This window comes from Paenibacillus dendritiformis (assembly GCF_945605565.1).
Taxonomy (GTDB): Bacteria; Bacillota; Bacilli; order Paenibacillales; family Paenibacillaceae; genus Paenibacillus_B; species Paenibacillus_B dendritiformis_A.
The window spans coordinates 897,603-921,679 of record NZ_OX216966.1 but is presented as its reverse complement, the minus strand read 5'-3'; the positions used below and the strand labels follow the sequence as shown (position 1 = coordinate 921,679).

At 51.3% G+C, this 24,077-nt stretch carries 25 protein-coding genes; 18 read left to right on the top strand and 7 right to left on the bottom strand.

The features are described 5' to 3' along the window. Positions 1-88: 88 nt before the first annotated feature. The 7 genes from NNL35_RS04095 (at position 89) to NNL35_RS04065 (ending at position 6,407) form a co-directional block, all read left to right on the top strand. A complete protein-coding gene (locus NNL35_RS04095; RefSeq protein WP_006678594.1) occupies positions 89-1,030 on the top strand; it encodes a hypothetical protein in 942 nt (313 codons plus the stop codon). Further along, on the top strand, positions 1,027-1,644 hold the full coding sequence (locus NNL35_RS04090) for an ABC transporter ATP-binding protein (protein WP_006678593.1): 618 nt from the start codon (positions 1,027-1,029) through the stop codon (positions 1,642-1,644). The genes NNL35_RS04095 and NNL35_RS04090 overlap by 4 nt, the downstream gene beginning before the upstream one ends. Beyond that, a complete protein-coding gene (locus NNL35_RS04085) occupies positions 1,631-2,860 on the top strand; it encodes a hypothetical protein (RefSeq protein WP_006678592.1) in 1,230 nt (409 codons plus the stop codon). Before NNL35_RS04090 ends, NNL35_RS04085 begins: the two co-directional genes overlap by 14 nt. 46 nt (positions 2,861-2,906) lie before the next feature. Continuing rightward, positions 2,907-3,419 carry a DUF4825 domain-containing protein gene (locus NNL35_RS04080; protein WP_006678591.1) on the top strand — a complete coding sequence of 171 codons (513 nt, stop codon included), beginning with the start codon at positions 2,907-2,909 and terminating at the stop codon, positions 3,417-3,419. Between the two features lie 196 nt (positions 3,420-3,615). Beyond that, a complete protein-coding gene (locus NNL35_RS04075; protein ID WP_006678590.1) occupies positions 3,616-4,923 on the top strand; it encodes an MFS transporter in 1,308 nt (435 codons plus the stop codon). Continuing rightward, a complete protein-coding gene (locus NNL35_RS04070; RefSeq protein WP_006678589.1) occupies positions 4,920-5,867 on the top strand; it encodes a polysaccharide deacetylase family protein in 948 nt (315 codons plus the stop codon). Before NNL35_RS04075 ends, NNL35_RS04070 begins: the two co-directional genes overlap by 4 nt. A gap of 102 nt (positions 5,868-5,969) precedes the next feature. Further along, positions 5,970-6,407 (top strand): carboxymuconolactone decarboxylase family protein, encoded by a 438-nt coding sequence (locus NNL35_RS04065; RefSeq protein ID WP_006678588.1) that lies wholly within the window; start codon positions 5,970-5,972, stop codon positions 6,405-6,407. Positions 6,408-6,494: 87 nt separating this feature from the next. On the opposite strand, the gene NNL35_RS04060 is transcribed toward NNL35_RS04065, so the two are convergent. Beyond that, positions 6,495-6,947, bottom strand: coding sequence for an SRPBCC family protein (locus tag NNL35_RS04060; RefSeq protein WP_254552937.1), 453 nt, complete (start codon positions 6,945-6,947; stop codon positions 6,495-6,497). A gap of 285 nt (positions 6,948-7,232) precedes the next feature. Between NNL35_RS04060 and NNL35_RS04055 the strand changes: the two genes are divergently transcribed. Both NNL35_RS04055 and NNL35_RS04050 read left to right on the top strand, forming a co-directional pair. Next, positions 7,233-8,600, top strand: a complete 1,368-nt coding sequence (locus NNL35_RS04055; RefSeq protein ID WP_006678586.1) for an amidohydrolase — start codon at positions 7,233-7,235, stop codon at positions 8,598-8,600. Between the two features lie 176 nt (positions 8,601-8,776). Then, on the top strand, positions 8,777-8,980 hold the full coding sequence (locus NNL35_RS04050; protein WP_006678585.1) for a hypothetical protein: 204 nt from the start codon (positions 8,777-8,779) through the stop codon (positions 8,978-8,980). Positions 8,981-9,100: 120 nt separating this feature from the next. Here the strand turns inward: NNL35_RS04050 and NNL35_RS30315 are convergent, their stop codons facing one another. Next, positions 9,101-9,229 (bottom strand): hypothetical protein, encoded by a 129-nt coding sequence (locus NNL35_RS30315; RefSeq protein ID WP_276540119.1) that lies wholly within the window; start codon positions 9,227-9,229, stop codon positions 9,101-9,103. 362 nt (positions 9,230-9,591) lie between these two features. On the opposite strand from NNL35_RS30315, the gene NNL35_RS04045 reads away from it, so the two are divergent. The 8 genes from NNL35_RS04045 (at position 9,592) to NNL35_RS04010 (ending at position 18,145) form a co-directional block, all read left to right on the top strand. After that, positions 9,592-10,170: an RNA polymerase sigma factor gene (locus NNL35_RS04045; protein ID WP_238535414.1), complete on the top strand. Its 579-nt coding sequence runs from the start codon at positions 9,592-9,594 to the stop codon at positions 10,168-10,170. Then, positions 10,148-10,975 (top strand): hypothetical protein, encoded by an 828-nt coding sequence (locus NNL35_RS04040; RefSeq protein ID WP_006678582.1) that lies wholly within the window; start codon positions 10,148-10,150, stop codon positions 10,973-10,975. The genes NNL35_RS04045 and NNL35_RS04040 overlap by 23 nt, the downstream gene beginning before the upstream one ends. Further along, positions 10,959-11,831, top strand: coding sequence for an ABC transporter ATP-binding protein (locus tag NNL35_RS04035; protein ID WP_006678581.1), 873 nt, complete (start codon positions 10,959-10,961; stop codon positions 11,829-11,831). The genes NNL35_RS04040 and NNL35_RS04035 overlap by 17 nt, the downstream gene beginning before the upstream one ends. Then, positions 11,828-12,958 carry an ABC transporter permease gene (locus tag NNL35_RS04030; RefSeq protein WP_006678580.1) on the top strand — a complete coding sequence of 377 codons (1,131 nt, stop codon included), beginning with the start codon at positions 11,828-11,830 and terminating at the stop codon, positions 12,956-12,958. The genes NNL35_RS04035 and NNL35_RS04030 overlap by 4 nt, the downstream gene beginning before the upstream one ends. Positions 12,959-13,122: 164 nt before the next feature. After that, positions 13,123-13,521, top strand: a complete 399-nt coding sequence (locus NNL35_RS04025; RefSeq protein ID WP_138985662.1) for a hypothetical protein — start codon at positions 13,123-13,125, stop codon at positions 13,519-13,521. A 112-nt stretch (positions 13,522-13,633) separates the two neighbouring features. Further along, a complete protein-coding gene (locus tag NNL35_RS04020) occupies positions 13,634-14,833 on the top strand; it encodes a hypothetical protein (protein ID WP_006678579.1) in 1,200 nt (399 codons plus the stop codon). A gap of 34 nt (positions 14,834-14,867) precedes the next feature. Next, complete coding sequence (locus tag NNL35_RS04015) at positions 14,868-17,276, top strand: hypothetical protein (protein WP_006678578.1); 2,409 nt, start codon at positions 14,868-14,870, stop codon at positions 17,274-17,276. A 2-nt stretch (positions 17,277-17,278) separates the two neighbouring features. Next, the gene (locus NNL35_RS04010) at positions 17,279-18,145 is read left to right on the top strand and encodes an ATP-binding cassette domain-containing protein (protein ID WP_006678577.1); all 867 of its coding nucleotides are present in this window, start codon (positions 17,279-17,281) and stop codon (positions 18,143-18,145) included. A gap of 47 nt (positions 18,146-18,192) precedes the next feature. On the opposite strand, the gene NNL35_RS04005 is transcribed toward NNL35_RS04010, so the two are convergent. Then, positions 18,193-18,795, bottom strand: coding sequence for a hypothetical protein (locus NNL35_RS04005; protein ID WP_254552936.1), 603 nt, complete (start codon positions 18,793-18,795; stop codon positions 18,193-18,195). A 196-nt stretch (positions 18,796-18,991) separates the two neighbouring features. On the opposite strand from NNL35_RS04005, the gene NNL35_RS04000 reads away from it, so the two are divergent. Beyond that, positions 18,992-19,900, top strand: coding sequence for an EamA family transporter (locus NNL35_RS04000; protein WP_006678575.1), 909 nt, complete (start codon positions 18,992-18,994; stop codon positions 19,898-19,900). Between the two features lie 71 nt (positions 19,901-19,971). Here the strand turns inward: NNL35_RS04000 and NNL35_RS03995 are convergent, their stop codons facing one another. The 4 genes from NNL35_RS03995 to NNL35_RS03980 form a co-directional block, all read right to left on the bottom strand. Next, complete coding sequence (locus tag NNL35_RS03995) at positions 19,972-20,955, bottom strand: SPFH domain-containing protein (protein WP_006678574.1); 984 nt, start codon at positions 20,953-20,955, stop codon at positions 19,972-19,974. Between the two features lie 268 nt (positions 20,956-21,223). After that, a complete protein-coding gene (locus tag NNL35_RS03990) occupies positions 21,224-22,021 on the bottom strand; it encodes a TPM domain-containing protein (RefSeq protein ID WP_006678573.1) in 798 nt (265 codons plus the stop codon). Continuing rightward, positions 22,018-23,055: a TFIIB-type zinc ribbon-containing protein gene (locus NNL35_RS03985; RefSeq protein WP_254552935.1), complete on the bottom strand. Its 1,038-nt coding sequence runs from the start codon at positions 23,053-23,055 to the stop codon at positions 22,018-22,020. Before NNL35_RS03985 ends, NNL35_RS03990 begins: the two co-directional genes overlap by 4 nt. Before the next feature lie 27 nt (positions 23,056-23,082). After that, on the bottom strand, positions 23,083-23,766 hold the full coding sequence (locus NNL35_RS03980) for a PspA/IM30 family protein (RefSeq protein ID WP_006678571.1): 684 nt from the start codon (positions 23,764-23,766) through the stop codon (positions 23,083-23,085). Positions 23,767-24,077: the final 311 nt, after the last annotated feature.

Genomic DNA, 24,077 nt, shown 5'->3' with positions numbered 1-24,077 from the left:
GTATCCAATTAAATAAAGAATCGGCAGACGCATCTGTCGATTCTTTATTTGTCACAATAGACGGCAACCATTGCGATGAGGGGGAGAAATGAAAAAGTTCACGCTCGCATTCCTGTTCATTCTTTGTTCCTTGGCCACGGGCTGCGGCAAAAGCAGCCCCGGCACGATAGCAGACGCTCCACCCAGGATCGCGCTGCCGGAGTGCGGTTCAACGGAGAATTGCATCTACCTGTATAACCGCTATTCCCAGAAATTATTATCCTATAATGTAGATGCCCAAACCGTTGAACAGCAGTCCAATATCGTCAATTACATCCAGTATGAGTTCAATGAGGCGAAGAACCGTTACTTTACCGCCGGCAACAGCCTCACGAACGGCTTTGCCATTCTATCGGTCGACCGGAAGGAGATCACAGAGGTCCATCGCCTCGCAGACGAGAAAAACGAAGCCGTGTTCCCTCTGGCGACGGACGGCGGGAAGCATCTATTCATTCGGAGCTATTATGACAATGATGGTATGGAATCGAAGCGCTCTATCGCGCAGTTGAACCCGGACAATACGCTGTCCGACTTTTCAAATGTAACGGGGCTCGTGTCTTCGGGCGTCCTCATCGGCCAGCAACTGTTCTACACCACCTATGAGGAAGCCATCAACGCTTACTCCCTGTATGCGTTAGACGTCACTGACTTGTCAAGCAAGCCGCAGCTCGTCGGAGAGAATCTGGAAGCAAGCGAATTATATGCCTTGAATGGCCGCCTGCTGGTGTCGGATCATCAATATATTTACAACGACGAGGAACGTTTTGTGAAGCAGCCCCTCAACTATTTCGATTCCGGGAACGGCATCCTGATTCAAATCTATCCTGACAGCAATGCCAACCTCGCCCTCGACGCCATCGATACCGCCACCAAGCAAGTGATTGGAACCGTAAGCAACATCATTGATTTTGCGATTGAGGACCATCAGATTACGGTCTACGGCCAAGGCCATATCGGTCACATTCCATTGAAGCCGAGGGGGGACCAATGAGCAGTCTGCGTTTGATTAACATATCCAAGCAGTTCGGAGACAAATTGCTGCTCGACGCCATCGATTTCGAATTCCATGCTGGCCGTATCTATATCATCAGAGGGGAGAGCGGTTCCGGCAAGACGACCCTGTTGAATATTATCGCGGGATATATTGAAGCGGATGCCGGCAGGCTGGAAATGCAGCCGAATACAAAAATCGAATATCTGTTCCAGGATGAAATGCTGTTCTCGAATCTGACGGCAAGAGAGAATATGTATATTAAGTATAGGGCGCGCAACCGCGATGACGCAGGCTTCACGCCGCTTGCCGAGAGCACGTTGGCCCAGTTCAATATCCTCGATCTGGCGGACCGGAAAATATCGATGCTCTCGGGCGGAGAAAAACAACGAGTCCAGTTGGCCTCCATCCTCATCTCGGATCCCGATATTATTTTGATGGATGAACCGACGTCCAAGCTGGATCTGCACAATAAAAAAACGATTTATGAAGCGATCATGTCAGTGTTTCATCAGAAATTAGTCATCATCGTCAGTCATGAAAACAACCGGCTCATTGATGCCAGCATCAATCTAACGTTGGAGCATGGGAGATTGCATGATGAAAAGCGATAAACAAATAGCGGCAAACATCTCTCGTCTAATCCGGAAGAAATCCAGCTCGCACCTGAAAATATCGATTTTACTCTTTGTCGTCTCGCTCGTGTTAATATCAACGGCGTCTGTCTTTTTCATTAACCAGTACTTGCAAGTGGAAAAAGATTTTATTGCGAATCATAATACGCATACGATCGAGATTACTTCGGCCAGAGGGAACGCCATGCACGCCGTGCCCTTGCAATTTGCCGATGAACCTGTTTTGCGCGATCACATTTCTTCGCTGGGGTCCGGGACGAAGTACCGTCTGTTCAAAGAATATCAGTTTAATTTCGGCATTCAGGACAGCGAGGGAAATACTCACTTCATTTACGGCCTGGACGAGGACGCCGCCGCCTTGTTGGGAGACTGCAGCCTGGAGCGTGCGGTAACCTGCGGCCAGACCGATAAGGGGCCCGCGGCCACCTTGAGGATTCCCGTGATTGACATTCATGAAGACGGCCTGAGCAGCAGCCGCTTCGCGGATTATACCGTCACGCACAACACCGGGGTAGCCGAGAACAACCCCTTCTCCCTGTATAATGACGAACAGTTGGATAGCGTGTACGTCGGCAGCGCAACGTTCAAGGATATGATTGAGGCGGCGTATTCCGTCTCGTGGGACGAATTCGTCACGCAATACGACGAGGACAATCCCTTCGGCATTCAAGCGCTGAGGAAGATGTATATCTATGTGGAGGATTTGTCCCAAGTCGAAAAGATTGCCGAGCTCGTGAACGACAAGGGGTATAATACCAATTATACGTTCAAAGCTTTCGACGATTTCAGCCAATCGATGAACAATACGCTTGTGTTGTCCGTCTCGCTGGCCAGTCTTATTCTCATCATTACCGCGTCCCATGTGCTGCTGTCGTTTCATTCCTTTTTAAAGGTGCAGCAGAAAGACATGGGCATCTTAAAACAGTTCGGATATGGAAATCGGATGATTCAACATATATACGCCGGCAACATTAATCGTATTTTTGGCCAGGTTGCCGCGGGAATCGCGGCATACACCGCGATCATCTGCCTGTTGTTCGTTAAGGAACGGCTTTTGCTATATTCATTTTCTTTACTATTTTTTCTAATGATAGTATTATTTATAATTAATCGGATTATTGTGCTTGTCATTGCCAAAGGCTACACGTCCAAAGATATTCTGACTTTGCTGAAGACGAACAAGGAATTCGAATGACGCCATCCTTCGAAATCGAGGGCAGACCGAACAGGGAGGATCATCGATGAAAAAAGTGAGCAGACCTTTGATTTTTTTATTTGTCCTATTGTTAGCGCTCGCGGGTTGCGACTCCAACAGCCGTAGCGGAGGAGCTGGAGACAAAGACATTTTCCAGTACAAAAATTCTTATGTCGGCGATAACAGCGCCATCGGCAGCATTCTGGGGATGCTGCCGCAGAGCGACCGAGTGAAGCAGTTCTCGCTGAGCACGGCTGAGAAGCCTTACCGTATCACGGTGCAGTACAATGAGGCAGCTTCTCCGATGAGCGAAAGCGATATTCGAGAGACCGTCATTTTCAACGCTACCTTTTTGTTCGCCTTGGTACGGAATGTCGACCAAGTCCACCTGGAGCTCGAGGGCCAGAGCTACCTCATCACCAGAGAACAATTGCAGAGCTGGTACGGCCAAGACCTGGATCAATTCGAGAACGAACAGGATCTCAGAAATTTGACGCAGGAGTTCATACCGGATACAGACAAAGTGGAGCAATTATTTGCGAAACTGCAGCAGCAGTGACAGCGGGGGAAGAGCTCGCAGGCCGGCCCGCGAAACCGCGGCCCGGCGGCTGCCGCCCGGCAGGCTTAATCTCATTCTAATTCGCGCTCCGGCCGCATACATACGTAAGTAGCGGATTCATTCAACGCCGTATGGGAGCGGTTCTGCGAACGTTCCATAAGACGGCAGACAGTTCCCAAGAACGGAGGAGCCCCTGATGCGCGGAACGTGGCTCAATTCCCCGCTGTCCTACGCGCTCGGTATGTTCGCGATGATGGTGCCGACACAAGCCTTCAGCGCCTTCTACAGCTACTATTACGTCGAGAAGCTGGGACTCGGCGTCGGGCTGGCTACGCTGGCCCGCACGATCTATTTAGTCTGGGATGCCGTCAACCAGCCGCTGTTCGGCCATTGGTCCGATCGCACCCGAACGCGGTTCGGGCGGCGCAAGCCGTGGATCTGGGCTTCGATCCCGCTGTTCATGATGACGTTCTGCATGATCTTCGCCGTGCCGCAAGGCTTGGCGCAGCACCAGAACAGCCTGTTCCTCTGGTTCCTCGTCGCACTCCTGCTCTTCGAAGCGGTGTCGACCGTCATCTGGGTCAACTATGGGGCGCTGTTCCCGGAGCTGTTCCGGGGGGAACGCCTCCGGGCCAAGGCCTCCGCAATTCAGCAAGGCTTCCAGATCGTCGCTATCCTGATCGGCTCCGCCCTGACTCCGATTCTGTTCGCCATAATGGGCTTCGGCTATATGTCCCTGGTCTACGCCCTTCTCTTCGCCGTATTCATGCTGCTATGCATGGGCTCCGTCAAGGAAAATATGAATATTCAGCAGGAGCCGCAGCTCCCGCTGAAGGAAGCGTTCCGCGAAACGCTGAAGAATCGCGAATTCTGGATCTTCAACATCGCCAACTCGTTCGCCCAGACCGTAAATGGCCTGGTCAGCTCCATGATCCCCTTCTATGCAAAATACGTATTGATGATTCCCGAATCGCGGGTATCCTTGCTGCTGGCAGCCGTCTTCGTCTCCGTCATCCCGCTCGTCGCGGTCTGGTACTGGATCGTGAACCGGCTGGGCGGCGTCCGCGGCTGGCGGCTGGCGCTCGCCGTCTACGGATTGTCTGTCATTCCGCTCTGGTTCGGCAGCGGTCTGGCCAGCGGCATCGCCGCCGGCATCATCGTTGGGTTCGGCTTGGCCGGCTTCCTCGTCACGCCGCCGGTGCTGAGCAGCCAGATCATCGATCGGGATTTCGCGAAGACGGGACAGCGCCGTGAAGGAGTCTATACGGCGGTCGGCGGCTTCATCACCCGCTCCAGCGGACTCATCTCGGCCCTCTCGTTCTGGGTCGTCGGCCTGCTCTTCGGCTACGTCAGCGGTGACAACCCGGGACCGAACCCGGAAGGGACGTTCCGGGTATTAATCAGCGTCGTCCCGTTCTGCCTTCTGGCCGTCGCCTTTCTCTTATCCTTGGCCGTGAAGCCGAATGATCATCCCCATTCTTTTGAAAGGAACCATTCATCATGACTCAGCGCCCTATTCGAACCCGACTCATCCTCAATTGCGACGACTTCGGACAGAGCCCGGCAGCTAATCAGGCCATCATTCACCTGCTGGAGGAGCGCACTGTCTCCTCCGCTACGATAATGCCCCCTGCTCCCGCCTTCGGGGAAGCGGCGGAATGGTGCAGACGGACCGGTCAGCGGAATGTCGGCCTGCACCTCACGCTGACCAGCGAATTCGAGGGCTACCGCTGGAGCGGTCTGACCGGGGGTCCGTCCCTGCATGATGAGTCCGGCTATTTGCACGCCACCGTCGAAGCGTTCGAACAGAATGCGAGCGCTCCCGACGTGAAGAGAGAGCTGCACGCCCAGTACGAGGCCGCCCGCCAAGCTGGCATCGACATCTCTCATGTCGACAATCATATGGGGAGCCTGTACGGGATGGCCACGGGCCGAAGCTTCCTGCCCTATGTCCTGTGGCGCTGCTCCCGCTGGGGCTTGCCCTTCCGGCTGTTCCGGCGCATCGATGAGCGGGATCAGCTCCTCGCCTCCATCCCCGGGGCGCACCAGACCTTGCGGAAGGTGGTTGCCCTCGCCGATGCGCTGGGCGTTCCCCTGCCCGACTACCTGCTCTCGCACCCGTATTTTATTGAAGTAGGAGAAACCTATGACAGCTTCAAGCGGATGCTGATCGGCAAGCTGTACGATCTGCCGGAAGGCATCGTCGAGACCTATATCCACCCGGGGGTAGAAGACAGCTTCATGGCGGCGCGGATTCCTTCTTGGGAAAAGCGAGTGTGGGAGTACCGGCTCATGCTGGACGATGATTTCGCCTATGCGAGGCGTGATGCAGGGGTGGAATTGACCGATTACCGTTATGTCCGGAAGACTCGGAAGCCGGTCAGGCTGAGAGGAGCGCTGCGTCTGCTCGCGCTGCTTCTCCCCGAATCCAAGAACGGAGCCAGATGAGAACGCGGAAAAATAATCTCGTTGTGTCACAAACGGCTCCTCTCTCTTGTCTTAAGGGTGTAACTGCCTGATCAGGCAATCTAATCGATGGAGGAGATTCGAATGACTCAGAGACCGCAAATGAATATAACCAACCCCGAGGCCTACCAGGCGATGGGGCAGCTCGAAAAATACGTTGCCGCCTCGGGATTGGAGCCGCGCCTGCTGGAATTAATCAAGATTCGGGCTTCCCAGATCAACGGCTGCGCCTTCTGCCTAGATATGCACACGAAGGACGCGAGGAAGCTGGGAGAGACCGAACAGCGCATCTATACGCTTCCCGCGTGGCGCGAGACGCCTTACTTTAGTCCGCAAGAGCAAGCCGTGCTGGCCCTGACCGAGGCCGTCACCCTGGTGGCGGAGACTCATGTGCCGGATGACGTCTATAATGAGGCCGCACGGCATTTTGAACCCGCCGAACTCGGCAATATTATTATGGCGATCATCACCATCAACGCGTGGAACCGCATTGCGATCTCAACGCGCAAGATGCCCCAGTAATAGTGTCTTACCCATATTGAAGAGCACCGCGATATGCAGGTGCTCTTCTCTCATGTAAGGCTCTCTATTCTCGTGCAATGCAGCGGACTACCACCCGAGATCCAGCGTTCTGCCCGTCTCGGCCAGCGTCTTGACGTTGGACAGAATCATCCACCAATGGGAACTCGCATTGGGATAGGAAGGATGATTGGCCGGCCACTGATCATTGACTAGCGTCAGCTTCGTGCACTGGCCAACGGTCTCCAGCGTGAAGGTGATTCTCGTCTCCAGCTCGGCGTGATTGCTATAATAGGACGGGCCCGGATGTTCCGTTCCGCTGAAGACCTTGTTCGGCTCGTACTGCAGCACGGTGCCATACACGTGGACTGTCTCTTCACCATCATTGCCCGGGCCTACGTATTCGTACGTATCCCCGACCTGGAACGTAGACCGAAGCTCGCTGCCAAAAAAGATCTGGCGCGTCCCTTCCGGCGACACTAGCGTATTCCAGACCGTGTCGGCAGGGGCGCCGATATAGAACTCGTATTTCAAATCTTCCATGTCACTCACTCCTCTGCTCTCAGGGAGAAGGCTCCCTCTCCATATAGTGCCGCGATATTGCTTCGATTATAGCTTCTTCTGTACAGCAAGGATTGTAAAAATGCGACAAGCTGTACGCCGCTCCCGATCTTTGGTAAAAGCGAACGTTATATCTATTACCATTGATAAATGTTCGTGATTTAATTGACATCGGGTCGGGTAGACTGGTATCGTAAACAAGGAATAAAGTGATTTGCTCGACGATGACGATATACATCTTGCAGAAGCGAAGAGAGGGATTATCCGGTGAGACAAGTATGGTTGAAGAACGGCTGGATATTGACGATGGATGGGGAGCGCCGCGTCTTCCAGAACGGTGATGTACTGATCGAGAACGATCGCATCAAGGCGATAGGCGCCGTTGATCCGTCCGAGGTGCGGGCGGATGCGGAAGTGGTAGAGCTGAACGGAAAGACGGTTATGCCGGGACTTATCAATACGCATGTCCATACGATGCAGCAGCTCGGCCGCGGGATTGCCGACGATGTCGATCTGCTCACCTGGCTGTACAAGCGCGTCTTCCCTTATGAGAGCTGCATGACGGAGGAAGAAGCGTATCTGTCCGCACTGGCTTGCAGCCTGGAGCTCATCCGCTCGGGTGTAACGACGTTCGCAGAGGCGGGCGGCAAGGAAGTGAACGGCATCGCCCGGGCGGTGCAGGAGGCAGGCATTCGCGCCGTGCTCTGCCGCGCGACGATGGATATGCCGGAAGGACTGCCGGAGCCATGGCGGGAGTCGACGGAGCATTCGCTCGCCGTGCAGGAAGAACTGTTCGAGCGCTGGCATGGCCAGGCGGACGGGCGCCTGCGCGTCTGGTTCGGCCTGCGCACGATCTTCAACTGCTCGGACGAGTTGATTGTGCGCACGAAGGAATTGGCCGATCGCCATGGCGTCGGGATCCATATGCACGTGGCGGAGATTCCGGAGGAGATCCGCTTCGTGGAAGAGCAGCGCGGCCGCACGACCGTAGAACATCTCGCCCATCTCGGCGTGCTCGGCCCGAATATGCTGGCCGTTCATACCGTATGGATGACGGATCGGGAGATCGATCTGTTCCGCCTGCACGATGTGAAGGTATCCCACAACCCGGCAGCGGCGATGCGCGTGCTCGGCTTCGCCCGCATTCCGGAGATGCTGGAACGCGGCATTACCGTATCCATCGCTACGGACGGCGCGCCGTGCAACAACCGGATGGACATGATCGACGAGATGCTGCTGACCGCGCTCATTCACAAAGGCCGCACGCTTACGCCGACGAAGCTGCCGGCCGTGCAGGTGCTGGAGATGGCGACGGTCAACGGAGCGCACTGTCTCGGGTGGGCGGATGAGATCGGATCACTGGAGGTTGGCAAGAAAGCCGATCTTATCATCATCAATCCACGCAGCGCGGGCGTGCTGCCGGTGCATGATCCAGTATCGACGCTCGTCTACGCGATGCATTCCAGCAACGTCGAATCGTCGATGTGCAACGGACAATGGATTATGAAGGATTGCCGCATTGTCACCTTGGACGAGGACGCGATTCTCGATCGCGTGCAGGACACGGCCCGGGCGATCGTTCAGCGCGCGGGCATCGAGCTTCCGCACCCTTATCCGGTCACGAAAGTGCGTTAATTTTAGACACGGTTATCCTTGGAGCCGCCATTTTCTCATTTTTGGGGAATGGCGGTTTTTTGTTCGGTAATCTCTCCGCCCGCCTCCCTGCTCTTCACTATTTTCTCATATTTTCCGATAATTATGATTATCGTTCATTTCAGGAAACATCTCATTCAACAGCAGGAGGTATAACCGTGAACCGGTCGAAAAAGATTGTGCATGCCACTCTCAGCTTTGTCGTCGTTCTCATCCTTACCCAAGCGTTCATTACCCCGATCCTTGGCTCAATCGAGACACCTCAGTTTAGATACTCGCTTTCCTTGGTGATCTCCGTTATCATCTCGTACCTGATCACGAGAAAGCTTCTTCGCCGCTTGTACCGGAAGCATACGCTGTAACATGGCGTGAACGCTTTGACAGGGAAATCCGAAGTTGGGAAACAGGCCGACCCCGCATTCATGGATTCATGGTGCGGGCAGCGTACTCCTATATAAGCCCCCGCATACGATAGAGCATGTTCATCTCGTGAATGAAGAGAAGCGGAGATTGAAGTCGAGCTGAATCATCAGTTCAACAAGCTGGTCACTGCCGGAATTATGCCTACCCACCTGGATTCGCATCTGGCCCGGCTCCTGCATCATATCCATTATTTGCAAGAGGGAACAACGACCGAGATCATGTGCCACCCCCGGTACCGAGGGGACGATCATCCGCTCCGCATCGCACCGGAGGCCAAGGATGGGGAACTCCGGGCTCTGACTTCTCCAATTCTTCGAGACGCCATTCGAGTGCAGTCTATTCGCCTTATCCACTTTGGGCATGTGGCCAAAGTGTCATATGTAGATTGAGCGAGAGGCATACGAACGGTATGCCTCTGTTTGTGCTTCCGGTGCCGGGCAATTTTTCATATAGAGCCCGGTCCTCTTTTCGCTTTACACCTCATTACACAAAAATAATCGCAAGCCCTTCGTCTTTTTTTCGACTTTTTTCGTTACAGTTAGAGGAGGGGGTGAGCACCGTGCTTACCGATGAGGAATTAATTGAAGAGATCCGAGACGGGAGTCAAGCTGCGATGGAAGTGCTTGTGAAGCGCCATTATTCGGACGTCTACTCCTATCTGTATCGAAAAATCGGGAATCGGCATACCGCTTACGATCTGACCCAGGAAGTATTTATCAAGATGATGCAATCGCTCGGCAACTACCGTGACAAGGGGAAATTCCGGCATTGGCTGTTGAAAATCGCCGTCAATCACTGCTATGACTATTACCGCAGTAAGCAGTACCGGCACCGGCATGCGCATACGGAATTGGAAGTGGACATGCCGGATGAGAACAGCAATGTATGGGATCTGTTCCATTGCCACTATCAGCAGGAGCAAGCGAAGCAGGCCGTACTCTCCTTGCCGGAGAAGCAGCGGGACGCGATTATACTGAACTTCTATCATGATATGAAGATTCGAGAGATTGCGGAGATGACGGACACGAGCGAGTCTACGATCAAATACCGCATCAAAGCGGGAATATCCAAGCTCAAACAAATACTGCTGGCCGGAGGTGAGGGCAGTGACCACAGGAAGCAAGGGTAAGCCAACAGAACAGCTGCATGACGCCGATTACGAAGCTATCCGCAACCTGCTGAAGCCCTATCGGGTAGAGCTCCCGACCGACAATGAGGTAGAGCGGACAATCGAAGCATTAAGAAGACATGTCCCTGTAAAATCGGCAGCAGTGCCGCCTCCGAAGCGGCGATGGGGCGAATTGATGCGCCGGGCGGGAGCAGACATCGCAATGTTCAGCCGCTTGTACTGGCTCGGCTGCCTGATTCTATTCGGAGCAGGGCTGTGGTTCACGATTGCGGCTGCTCATTCTTCCTATGCTGCAGTCATCCTATTAGCGCCGCTTCCGTTTATTATCGGATTGATAGAAGTATTCAAGGGCCGAGAGCAGGGAGTGCTCGAAGTCGAGCTGGCCTGCAAAATATCCGTTCAAGAGATTATGCTGTCGCGGTTGCTGTTCATTTTGCTGCACAGCCTGGTATGGAACACATGCTTGTCCGGCCTGCTTTATTTGGTACGGGATGACTTTTCGTTCTGGAGTCTGACATGGAGCTGGTTCACGCCGTTCATCATCATCGCCTCCATTTCCCTATGGATCGCCATGCGCATCCGCGGCACATCTGCCATCATGGTTCTGACCGCCGTCTGGATGGCGCTGGGCATGATCGTGCTGACGAATTCGAATGTCATGCCGTACTTGATGGGAATCAACATCGGCATCACCGTTATCATCAATGCCGGAGCCCTCCTGCTCCTCATTCGGGAGGGCATGCACCTTGTCCGGCGCCATTCATTTATCGTGGAGGGAAGTCTGAATTATGGAGCTAACGATTGACAACATATCGAAGCAATACAAGGACAAGCAGGCGGTGCGACATTTTACGGCAGAACTGACCCCTGGCGTATACGGATTGCTGGGCCCCAATGGAGCGGGCAAGACAACGCTGCTTCGCATGCTCGCCGATATCCTGCGCCCGACCTCCGGGAGCATTCGCTTGAACAATCACGATATTCGTACGCTGGGAGAAGCCTATCGCGACATACTGGGCTATCTGCCGCAGCAATGCGGATACTACAAGGAGTTTACGGCCCGGAAATTTCTGATGTATATCGCTTCGTTGAAAGGAATGGATCGAGGTTATGCCGTCGGCAAGGTCGATGAGATGCTGCAGTTAGTCGGCTTGGCGGATCAGGCGAAGCGAAAGATCAAATCCTTCTCCGGCGGAATGCGGCAGCGGCTCGGCATCGCTCAGGCGCTGCTGAATGACCCGAAGGTGCTAATTCTGGACGAGCCTACCGCCGGACTCGATCCGAAGGAGCGGATTCGCTTCCGTAATATTTTGTCCGAGCTGTCGGGAGACCGCATCGTCGTTTTGTCGACCCATATCGTGTCGGATATCGAATATGCCGCCAAGGAAGTTCTGCTCATGAAGGAAGGGCAGCTGCTGAAGCAGGATCGGCTCGCTTCGCTGCTGGGACAACTCGCAGGCAGCGTCTGGAAGGCGAAGATCGATGAGAGCCAGCTGCCTCAGTTGAAGCTGCGCTACAAAATCGGGAACCTCCTTCGCCAGCCGGACGGCATTGAGGTGCGAATTCTGGCAAAGGACCAGCCTTTCTCCTCTGCGCAGCCAGAATCGCCGGGGCTTGAAGATTTGTATTTGCACTATTTTAACGAGGAGTTTGAAGCATGAGACATTTGTTGAAATATGAATTAATCAAAATTATCTCGCGTAAAAGCGTGCTTATCGTCAGCCTGCTCCTGCTGCTCGTTTTTGGCCTTTTTATCGTTTACCAGATTGATTATTACAAGGACGGCTCCCAAAAATATAAACCGTATGAACGGGTCATAACGGAGCAAGATATTGCGGAGGTACTAAAAATATTTGAAGAACATGAGGACAGAAGATTATTGCCGCTCGTTGACCGCGGTTTGCTCCAGGATATATGGGATGTGCCTATGTTAGAAGATTCTTATACGAAGCAGCTTGCGGAGATTCGGGCCGAGCTTCGGCTTAGCGCTCCCGGCAGTTATGAATACAAGAAGCATGCCCTTCATGAACGACTCCTGATGGAGAAGGGGCCTCCTTCGGGTCAAGTATATTACAACAAGCCTTGGGCCAGTATTTTCTATAACATAGATCAATTCGGGGTTGCCTTCATAGGCGTGATGATTCTTATCGGTTTGGCTCCTCTGTATTCTGAAGAATATACAACTGGAATGGACAGCCTAATCTTAAGCAGCCGGTATGGGAAGGGGCAGCTCATCTCCGCCAAATGCTGTGCCGCCATTATCTATGCATTCATATGCAGCGCCGCCTTCCAACTGATCAATCTCGCTGTGAGCGGGCTACTGTCCGGCAATCTGGATGGAGCGAGCAGTCCACTCTATACCATAAGCAGATATGGGGATTCGCACCAGTTCATGCACTCTCCGTATTCATGGACGGTTATACAGTATTACGTCATTCAGTTTGGGGTACATATCATCGGATGCATTGCATTTGCGCTTGCAGTTATGTTCGTGTCTTCCTTAAGTAAATCATCGTTCTTGACGCTATTCATTGCGGGTTGTATCCTTGGCGCCCCTTACGTACTAAATGATATGTTCAACATTCGATTTGACATTATCGAGTGGCTGGCAACATTCAGCTATAGCCAATTCATCCGGGTTCCCACGCTATTTAATCGATTCGAGACAGTTAATATATTTGGCTTCCCCATCCTCTATCCCGTGGCTGCGGTAAGCTGCGTCGTCGCCGTCACTGGAGTTCTTGTCTGGGTGACCCGGCGTGTGTTCCAGCGGCACCAGGTGACTTAAGGAGGTTTAGGAAAAGCGCTTAAATTTATATATTACATATAAACCAATTATGTGGTAATATATGTATCGGGTGGTGTTTATACTACTAATTCGGCCGAATATTGGTAGGAGCATCATAGGAAATCACTTACAAATCACCTAATAACTGATTAGGAGTGATTCTCTTGAAGCTTAACCGCAGAAAATGTTTAGCTCTTGTAACTTCTGTGCTGGCAGCATCGATGTTATTTGCTAGCGGGGCGTACGCTAAGTCCTATACCACTGGTAAAGCCGGAAATAATGATACTTCTGGCAGGATAACAATTTATAGTGACAGCGCCTCAGGACAAACTTCATGTGGGGGCAGCAATTGCTACTCTTCTGTTAAAGTAACTTACTACTACAAGCATGGAGATGCAAGCAAAACTCGCTCTGCAACAGCTTCGGCTTATGAAAAGCAGCCAGGTGTCTCGGCTACCGCCAAAGCACAATACGTGCCTGCATTGTCAGTATCCGCAACTGCAGAGCATAAGGCGGAAGTAGGTTCAGCTACATGGGAAGATACTACGTCAGTTAACTACTAGTAATATTTTACATTAACAATTTAGCCTTGGGGGAAGGGGAACGGAGCACTTTCCCCAAGGCATTATCTCTTTATCGTCACATAACTGCAATATCTAGAGAAAGGATACCGTGATGAAGAAATACATTTTCTTTACCCTGCTACTATGCCTGATCCTTGCATCAGGGTGTTCTAGTAAGACATTACCTGACGACAATGAGTATCAGTTGGATTGGGATTATCCATTTATGTTCCACAAACAAGGATATGGTTTGAAGATAACCCGATCAGAGACGGGATATTACTTCCTTCACGATCAACTGATTTATTATATGGACAAAGAGAGCACAAAGCCCATTCTTCTAGATAATCGCCCTGACAATCAATGCATGGACAACCCGACTACCGAAAACTGCTCGGCGTTCGTTCAATTTACATCGTCTGAGCCTCCTCAGTTTTTACAGTATTATGATTCGCACCTGTATGTACTAGAAAACTACTGGGATAGGGAAAGCAAACGCTCAAGGTTCGATACTACCTGGACGCTCGTCAGGTTGGATCCGGACGGAAAAAATCGAAAAGTCATCAAAACATTTGAAGCCGCGCCGAGATCGCTGGCCATTCATCGAGGCTATCTCTATTATTCGACTACAGACGGGAACAGAGAGAGTGACTTGGAAGTGAACGTCTTCAAAGCGAGCCTTGATAATTTGAAGCAAGATCCCGAATTGATTTATCACGCATCTGATCAAGTGAATGAGATAACCGATATCATTCCATATGGAACGCAATTATACTGGCTTGTATTTAACGAGAAAGGCTATGAAACCCAACGATACGATCTTCAAAGCGGCCAAGTGACAACATTGTGGGATCGCGGAGATGGCGGGTTATCCAGCTTACGCAGCATCGCTAATAATAGGCTTTACTTCTCTTATTTCTATGGCGATCCGCTGGACAAGCGGACGCACAAGAAATACTCGTCCGACCTGGAAGGGAATCATATCGAAGAAGTAAAGGTAGATCACCCACCTATTATTTCTTATATTTACAGAGACTCGTTATATACATATATTCAGCCGATAGGCGGCTATGTCCATGAATATGCTCCAGACGTCCCGGTTCAGCTATCCATTTTCAAAGATAACGCTCTGATTCATCAAGTTGATCTATCTCCTTTTTCCAAACATATTGAAATGGTTCCAGGTGACGATCGCTATATGTTTGCCTATAACGAGCAGTCAGATAAGAGTTCCATCTTGTATTTGGACAAACGAGAGATCGAGTCAGGACAAGCTAAGTTAAAACCTTTGTTGGAGACAAAGCTCCGTTAAACCTTGAGAATGCCATTGATGCAAGGAGTTCCTCATGACATTAATCGGATATGAACTGTTGAAGGTATGGCATAGACGAGTCTTTGCCCTTTTGGCCGTCCTGCTGCTGCTGGGCAATGGGCTGTTCTACTATAATACCCAGTTCCGCGAGCAAATAGCTCTGATTCAACACAGAGATGAGTATGAACGCCTGGAGCAACAATATCGAAGCTTGCCAACCGATGAGGGGCTGGCAGTAACCGCCAGACAAGCGGATTTATTGGCTTTATACAGCACATTTGCCCAAGAAGGAACCATTGCCGAAGAGATCTGGGAGCAAGCCATCCATGAAGCCAAGCAGGCCCATCCTCAGGAGTATAAGCAGTATAGGCAAAGCCCTTATGCAGGCAACCCGGAGCTGATTGGCCGAGAATTATATCTCATCGAACGAATCAAAAAGCAATACGAGCATATGGACCAGTATCGGCGGACGATGGAAGAAATGGGCACTCGAGCAGAAGAGATGCTGTCGGTCTCCATCTTCTATCAGGAGGGAACTTACTCCTACCGTAATATTGGGAAAACGGTGCATGACTTCGAACCGCTCCGCGGCTTGCCGCTGCAGTTGGGACTGGAAGAGGGGCTCACATCAGGCACGCGGCTGCAGTCCACGGATATGTGCCTTGCCGCGCTCTTGTTCCTGCTATGCATCATTTTGTTCCAGGTTGAGAAGGAAGAAGGGCTGAACCGCCTCATCCGTTCGACGCGCAACGGTCTGCTTGACCTGTGGCGAGCGAAATGGGTTGTGCTGAGCCTGCTGACCGTACTGCTGACCCTCTTATATCAGGGATCGATTTTGGTGATAAGCGAACAGCTCTATGGCTTTGGGGACCTTGACCGTTATATCCAATCGATGCCGTCGTTCCAGGGCGCAGTCGAAGCGTTGACAGCAGGACAGTTCCTGCTCCTGTATCTGCTGCTGAAGGTGGCTGCCAACCTGTTGTTTGCCTGGATGCTTGCTGCCTTTTTCTTATTATTTCGCCGGGCCGGAGGAGTCTACCTGGCGACAGCTGCATTGTTAGGCATCAGCTTTCTATGCTATTCCGTGATCCATCCGAATTCATACCTGAATATGTTCAAATATATGAACGTGGTTGCATTCTACGATTCCTTCCAGCTTCTTGCGGATTATCGGAACCTGAATGTGTTCGGTTACCCGGTAAAGAAGACGACATTGACGTATTGGCTCGGCGGGGCTGTGATGATGCTGCTGCCCCTACTCTGCGCGTGTCTTTATGTGTCCGATGCCGGCATCGGGTCCCTGCTTCCTTGGGATCGCTGGCGGGGAAGATTGCATGCGGCATGGTTCAAGCTGCGGCGCACCAATTCCCTATTGATGCATGAAGGATTTAAATTGTTCATCTCCGGGAAAAGTATCCTCCTGCTGCTGCTCGCTGGAGTTATCGTATATCAGCAGATCGATTGGGATGAACGAAGGTTCGATTTCGATTCCATCGTCTATAACCGCTATTTGGATCAGATCAGCGGTGCAATCAATAAAGATAAACTGAACTTCCTGCAGGAAGAAAGGGCAAAATATGATGATCTGCCGCGACAATTCGCTTATTGGTATGAACAATATACGACCGGCAGCATTGATTTTACGGTCTATAATACAGAAAAGGTGAAGCTGGAGGAGTTCGCCAAGCAAGCGAAAGCATTTCAGTACATTGAGGAGCAGAGGGATTACTTGTTAAGGCTGCAGGAAGTCCGTGGAATTACGGGCAGCTTCGTGAATGTGACATCTTCCGATGCGCTGTTCAACCGGCAGCAATCGGATCTGCGGGATGGCCTGTTGTATGCCGTCTTATTGCTGGCCGGACTCAGCCCGCTGTTCGCCCTTGATTACAGGTATGGCATGATGGCTATACTACGGAGCACCCATCATGGCAGGGGGAACCTGTTCCTCTCCAAGCATGCCGTTGCCTATTTGTACAGCGTCTTCCTGCTCCTCCTGCTTCAGATCCCGAAGTTCTATAATATGCTAAGGCATTACCCTGACATCGATTGGCAGGCTCCGGTTCAGAGCATCGAAGTGCTCGGGCATGTAGAGGGATCGTTGAGCATCCTGCAGTATGTTCTTCTGATGGGTGTGTTCCAGATCGGAGGCGTGCTGCTGCTCGTTCATGTCGTGCTATTCCTGGCGGTGCTTGTCCGCAGACAAGCGATCCTGCTGCTAATTTCAACCGCTATCGTGGTCATCCCGCTTGGTCTGCAGTATATGGGATGGAAACCAATCGGCAGCATATCCTTCAATCTTCTTTTTCAACTGTATCACGCCTTTCCAACATCACAATATGCGCTGAACATGAGCATGTATTATGGAACGCTGCTTCTTCTTGGCATCGGATGCGGCATTGGCGCATGGCGGACATTCAATAGCTTCATTCAGAAGGGGGACTGACCGTGGAACTGACTATTGATCGTGTAACGAAGCGCTATAACAAAGGGCGCAAAACGGCGCTAGATCGCTTCAGTGCCGAGTTCTCCCCTGGAATATACGGCATATTGGGTCCGAATGGCGCTGGCAAGTCTACGCTCATGAATCTGATTACGAATCAGTTGAAGCAGGATGAAGGAGAGATTCGATATAACGATCAGATCATCTCTCGTCTCGGCAAGGAGTATCGGAATATTTTGGGATATATGCCTCAGCAGCAAGGACTATATCATCATTTCACGGGTCGGAGATTTCTATGGTACATCGCCGCTCTCAAAGGGATCAAGGCGCCGCGGGCTAGAGAAAGAATCGATGATCTGCTGGACATCGTGAACCTGCGCAAGGATGCGGATACGAAGCTTGGCGCATACTCTGGCGGAATGAAGCAGCGTATTCTGATCGCCCAAGCGCTATTGAATGACCCGAAGCTTTTGATCCTGGATGAGCCAACCGCAGGGCTTGATCCGAAAGAGCGCATTCGCATCCGCAACTTCATATCGACCATCGCCATGAACAAAATTGTGCTTATCGCAACCCATGTCGTGTCCGATATCGAGTTCATCTCGAAGCAAATTCTTCTCATGAAGGAAGGCAAGCTTCTTGTCAAAAACGAGCCTGCTCGCATCCTGGCCGGCATGGAAGGCAAAGTCCATGAGGTGCGCGTCACGGAGTCTGAGCTTGCCGAGGTGCAGTCCCGCTTCAAAGTTAGCCAGATTACGAGCGATTCAAGCGGCATCTGGGCGAGAATCGTTCACGATGAACCCTTGGAGCATATGGAATTCCGAACGGTAAAGCCGAATTTGGAGGATGTGTACCTTCGATATTTCGAGTGAATAGTCACCAAAACCGGCAGTGATGTTCTGCCGGTTTTCGCTGCGATTTAGTTGCGTTTCTTCACCGGACGCAGCACGGCATAACCGTAACCCTCCGGGAAATGGCGCTGATAGTCCTGCTTCGTCTCCTCATCCCATTCATAGCCCATGCTCTCAGGGTCGAAGCTCCACGCCGCTAGCTCCACCTTGCTCATTACCTCGCCGTTGCCCTTCAAATAGTCAAAAGGGGGATGAAAGAAAACGAGATACTCGGATTCAGGTATATCACGGCACTCCATTCCCTCCGGAATGTCCCCCTTATAATAATGAGGAACAGGGATGCCGTAGAAATACCCCTTCCGCCCCTTTTCGTAAAACCATCCTGCCGTCTGGCTCAATTGCCCAGACAGCGTATGATGAGACAGGCTCTCCAGAATCCCGCAAATGTCATCGCAATCATGCCCATTGCTCCAGAATTGGCCGTAGTTCTGTGCCGAGCTGTCCCAGATTCCGATAAACTTATGCGCCGGTATAAACTCCACCTTGACTTCTGCTTCCTGCACCTGTACCTCTCTCATTCTGCCTCGCTCCTTCATCACATAATGATAAGGGGAGAACACTTCGGCGCGAATGGCTAATGGAATCGGTCCCGGACTTTTGCGATAAGCCAATCCAGTCGATCATGAGCTGGACCATTTCATTCCATTCATACACGAAGGCCTCCTCCTTTCCCTGTCATCATAGCAAGCATGCCTTACTCTATATTTGACCTGAATTGCAATCTCTTGCTCTTGACATTCATAGCGAAGTCTTTATAATGATAGAGCTTATACTACATGTGAAATATGTAACAAGAGGAGCGAAGTCATGTGGTTTTTGTATGCGGTAGTAACCGCTTTGGCTTGGGGAGGCGCTGATCTCTTTTATAAAAAAGGCAGCGACCCTCATGATCGGTCCAGCCATATTAAAATCGTCATTATGGTCGGCTTGGTTATGGGGATACACGCTACGGCATATCTGTTCATCAGAGGAATTAACTTTGATCCGATCGATCTCGTTCGCTATTTGCCGGTATCCGCGCTGTACATCTTATCGATGACGATCGGGTATATTGGGTTGCGGTATATGGAACTGTCTATTGCATCTCCCGTACAAAATTCTTCTGGAGCCGTAACTGCCATACTATTGTTCATTTTCTTCACCCACGAGCTAAGCATCGTTGAAATCTTAGGCATAACCATGATTACGGCCGGCGTGATTGGAATTGCTATTTTGGAAAAGAGGGCGGAACGCGAAGCGCTTCAGAACAGCTTATCCGCGATCGATCAAAAATATCAGATCGGCTTTATGGCCATCACCTTCCCGATTCTGTACTGCATCATCGACGGGCTCGGGACATTTGCCGACGGGATTTATTTGGATGAACTGAGTCTAATCAGCGAAGATGCTGCTCTGCTCGCCTATGAATTCACTTTTTTCATTTGCTCCGTGTTCGCCTTTACATATCTCAAGTTTATTAAAAAACAGCCATTCCGCATTTTTCAAGAACGCGTGAAAGGATATGCCGCCCTATTTGAAACAACGGGGCAGTTCTTTTATGTATTCGCCATGTCCAGCAACGCCATCATTGCAGCGCCCCTGATTGCTTCCTACAGCATTTTTTCGGTCATCCTGTCCCGAATCTTTCTCCAGGAGCGGCTGAACAAGAAGCAATATGCGATTATCGTCATGGTCATTGCCGGCATCGCCTTGTTAGGCCTTGCGGATGAGCTGTAGTCTCGTTTCATGTTACCAAGCCCAAAAAAGCCGACCTTGCACGGTCGGCTTTGGGATGGCGGCTGTCCGGGTCAGTTGAGCTTGTGACCGCAATTCGGGCAAAAGTTAGCTCCTTCGTTTTTGGATCCGCAATTCGGACAGAAGTTCGGCTTTTGATTGCCTTCCGCAGGAGAGGAAGCGGCAGGTGCTGTCTCAGCCGAAGGCTTTTGGTTTTGATTCATATTTTTCATCATTTCATTGGCGATGTTCATTCCCATCATCATGCCTGCCATGTCCGAAGCGGCGCCACCGCCTTTTACTTTGCCGGAGGCAATGCCGTCCGTCATCGTCACCTGCTGGTACTTCTGCAGATTGCCGATCATCTCATGCGAAGCCGTCTTCGTAATCATATCTTGAATTTCTTGCGGATAATTGAAGCTCATCACTTGAAAGCCGGTAATCGTCAGGCCGTTGTCCATCACTTGCATATCCAGATCTTCGCGGATGCCCGCGGCAATATCGGAAGCATTCGCCTGCAGGTTGAACATGTCCTTCCCTTCCCGGCTGATCCACTTCATTAACAACTGATCCAGCACGGAAGTAATCCGTATTTTCACATCCTCCACCAGATAGCTGTCCTTCATCCCGGCCACCTTGTCGATCAGCGTCACGTAGTCATTCACTTTAAAATTAAACGTGCCGTTGGCGCGAATAGGCATGCCGCCCGGAAGCTGCGGAGACGGGATCAGAACCGGGTTCTGCGTTCCCCAGCGAACGGTGAACTCCTTCGTGTTCACGAACAGGACCTCCACCCTCATCCCGCTGTTGAAGCCGAATTTGAACCCTTTCAACGTGGACAGGAACGGGATGATATCCGAATCAATGTTATACTCCCCTTCATCCTTGAAAATCCCTTCGATTTTGCCGTTATTTACGAAAATCGCATCTTGTCCGGCGCGGATAATTAACTTGGAGCCTTTTTTAATCTCCCGATTGCTCCACTTCCAAAAAATCATATCGTCTCTAAATTCTTCCCACTCGACTACATTCGCAAATTGGTTTCTGAAGAATCCCATCCTTATCCCGTCCTTTCAATAAAAATCTATGTTCAAAAAGGCTGGTTTTCAGCACCGAGAAGGTTGCAAGAACTCGAAGCGTATGCTTCCGATGCGAGTTTTGCTCCGCAAAACTTGTAAGGAGCTGCGGAGTGTAGGCGAGACTACATGAGCAGCCAAAATGTTTCCGCAGGAAACATGCTTCGGAAGCATATGCTTTTCAAGAGTGAATGCAAGATTCGATGCCGTCTTGCCCCCTATTCTTCATCGTGATCAAAAGCAGACGCCTCTAAAATGATCCTCTGCTGCCGCTATGCGAATGGCCCCCTGAAGTAGTCCCTCCGCCTCCGCCGCTTGAGCCGCTGCTGCTGCTCCGTTCGATCTTCCGTCTCGTTGTGTTGGTATGAAGATACTTGTCCTCACGAGCGACGACGCCCGAAGTGCTAGAATTCTCGTAAGTCCGGGAATTGACCGTAACCCGGCCGCCCGAACGAAGGACCATCAAAGTAACGACGCTCCCTCCGATGACCAGCGCGATGCCTAATTGCACCCACGTATTGAAGAAGAGATTGTCCGGGTTCACCTCTGGGCGGAATCCCATATATTTATGCGCCAATTGGATATATTTTTGAAAGGCAAGCTTGTATTCGCCATCTGACATATCTGATGATATCTTTCTTCGTATTTTGTCCAGTCTGTCATCATCCAGATAGGTCTTCGCTTTATAAAATCCGGCCAGGTACACTTCCCGATGCGTCATGTCCACCATCAAAATGGCGGCATTGCCATGCGGCTTATCGTAACCGGGCCCATAATTATCATAGAAATCCTGCGTCATTGCCTTCACGTCATAAGCTTCCGGGCCGTTGATCGTAACAATGATAAAATCTGTTTCCCGCTCGGCTCCGTATTGATTCGCCAACGCGTTCAGCTCTTCAATCTCCTGCGAAGTAAGCAGCTCCGCTGTATCGAAAATCAACTGCTTTTCGTTCGTCGCGGCCGCTTCACCCGCAATGATGTCCATCGGAATGGCCAGCATCATGAGGAAGAAGAACAGGTAGGCGAGGATCGCTCTCTTCCTTCTCACCACAATCCACCTCCCAAAACCCAGGAGGACACCGCGTGCATGATCAGGAAGGAGGCGGCCGAAATCCCGGCAAACCATGCGGCCACTTTTCCCTTGCTAATTGGAGGCTTGCCAACCACCTTGCCCGTCTGGCCATTCATGGCAAACGTATACTCCTTTTTATTGTAGTCATAGTTCACCATCCATACCGGAAGCAGGACATAATCGGCACGCTCCAGCTCGGTATCAATGTTGACATCGGTATAGTTCACAGTCGTATATCCCGACACCGTAGACTTAATATAAGAGCGGATATAGTCTTCTACCTTATGCTTCACCCGGGGGTATAGCTGTTCCTCGTTATAGCTGTACTTTTCGGCAATGTAACCGGCCAGATACGGCGTTTTGAAGCGTTCCAGCTTATCATAAGGAAAAGGCTCCAATTTATCCATCAGTTCATCATTCATTTTCTTCGATGCGTCAATCGGCACCCTTACATAATCAAGATGGATTTCTCGGTATACGTCATAATAATCTGTTTTGGTATACTCGTAATCTCCCGAAGTGTACGTGCTTAATCTCGTGGCGCGGGCATATGCCTCAACTTCGTTATGGAGATCATACAGCCAAAACGGCACATACAACCCGGTGATTCCTTTGATTCGATCCGCCGTCATGAACCCGCGTGGCGTTACCAGACCACCTCGGCACCATTTGCGGAAAGCCTTCATCGCTTGTTCCTTGCTGATGGAAAAAGGAATCACCTTCGCCGGGGCCAGTTCCCCGGTCAGCCGATCGCCCAGCACGACGGCCGAACCGCAGAAGCTGCAGTTGGTTGCGCTCGTCTCCGCATCCGTCATAATGACGGCTCCGCAGCTGTTGCAGTGATATTCCTTAGTCTTATCTTCTTCCGAAAACACTTGCTTCGTCAAAGGATCGGGAATTTGCTCGATATTGTCTTCCCTTCCGCAGCTTCGGCAGGCTAGCATTCCCGTTTCCGCATTGAACTCCATCCCGCTGCCGCAGTTCGGGCATTTATATTCGATAACCGGCATCTGCTCACCCCTATTACAAAGAAGCCATTATTCCTTCTTGTTCAATTTCTCTTTGAGTGCAGCCAATTCATCTTCCGCATTGGTGGTTGTATTCGCATTCGTGCGCAGATCCTTCTCCAATTGCGCAATCAGGTCATCCAGATCGTCTTCCTTCGCTCCTGCCCGAAGCTCGGCCAGGGCCATCGCTTCGTCCAAGGCGCGATTCGCCTTCTCTTCCAAGGCATCGAACGAGGAATTGACATCGCCTAAGGAAGAGCCGCCGGAATTCATTTTGGCAGCCGCCAGCTTTCCTTTCAGCTCCGCATGCCTCGCTTCCAGCCGGCCGATATCCGATATCAGCTTATCCTGCATTTGCTTCATCTTTGCGGCGTTGGCCGAAGCCAATTCATAGGCGGTTTGCAATTCACCCTTCTTCCCTGCCAGCGCTGCCTTCCTCTCGAGGAACTTGAGCGCATCCTCTTTCTTGCCGGCTTCCACGGACTTCTCCGCGTAACGCTGCAGCTTGCGGATCTCGGCATTGCATTCATCCAACGCCCTGCGGGCCCTGCCCTCGTCCGCCAGCACCGAAGCCGTCTCCGCCTTCACCTTGCCCAGGTCCTGGTGCAAGCTCCGCATATACTGATCAATCGTCTTCTCCGGGTCTTCCGCCTTATCCAATAAAGCATTCACATTGCTCGCCATAATATCCCTGAACCTCGACAAGATTCCCATGCTGAGCTCCCCCTCGAATAGATTCCATCTTATCTTATAATACAGGAAAATGGGGAGGGAGGTTTCATTTCGGGCAAATTAGCTGCATGGTGAATTTGGGTAAAATACACTGGTTGTTCGGAATCGGCAAACGTACAGGGGCAACATTCTTTGAACGCAAAAGTACCGCCAAAGGCGTCATAGAGGACGAAATTGACGGTACCATACAAGCGATTGGCAGGGGATATAACCCCTTTTCAAAATAATCTAAAGAGTTCTGGAATGATTGCGTCGCTTCCATTCGCGATAGTGTTCCGAAATAACCGGTTCGA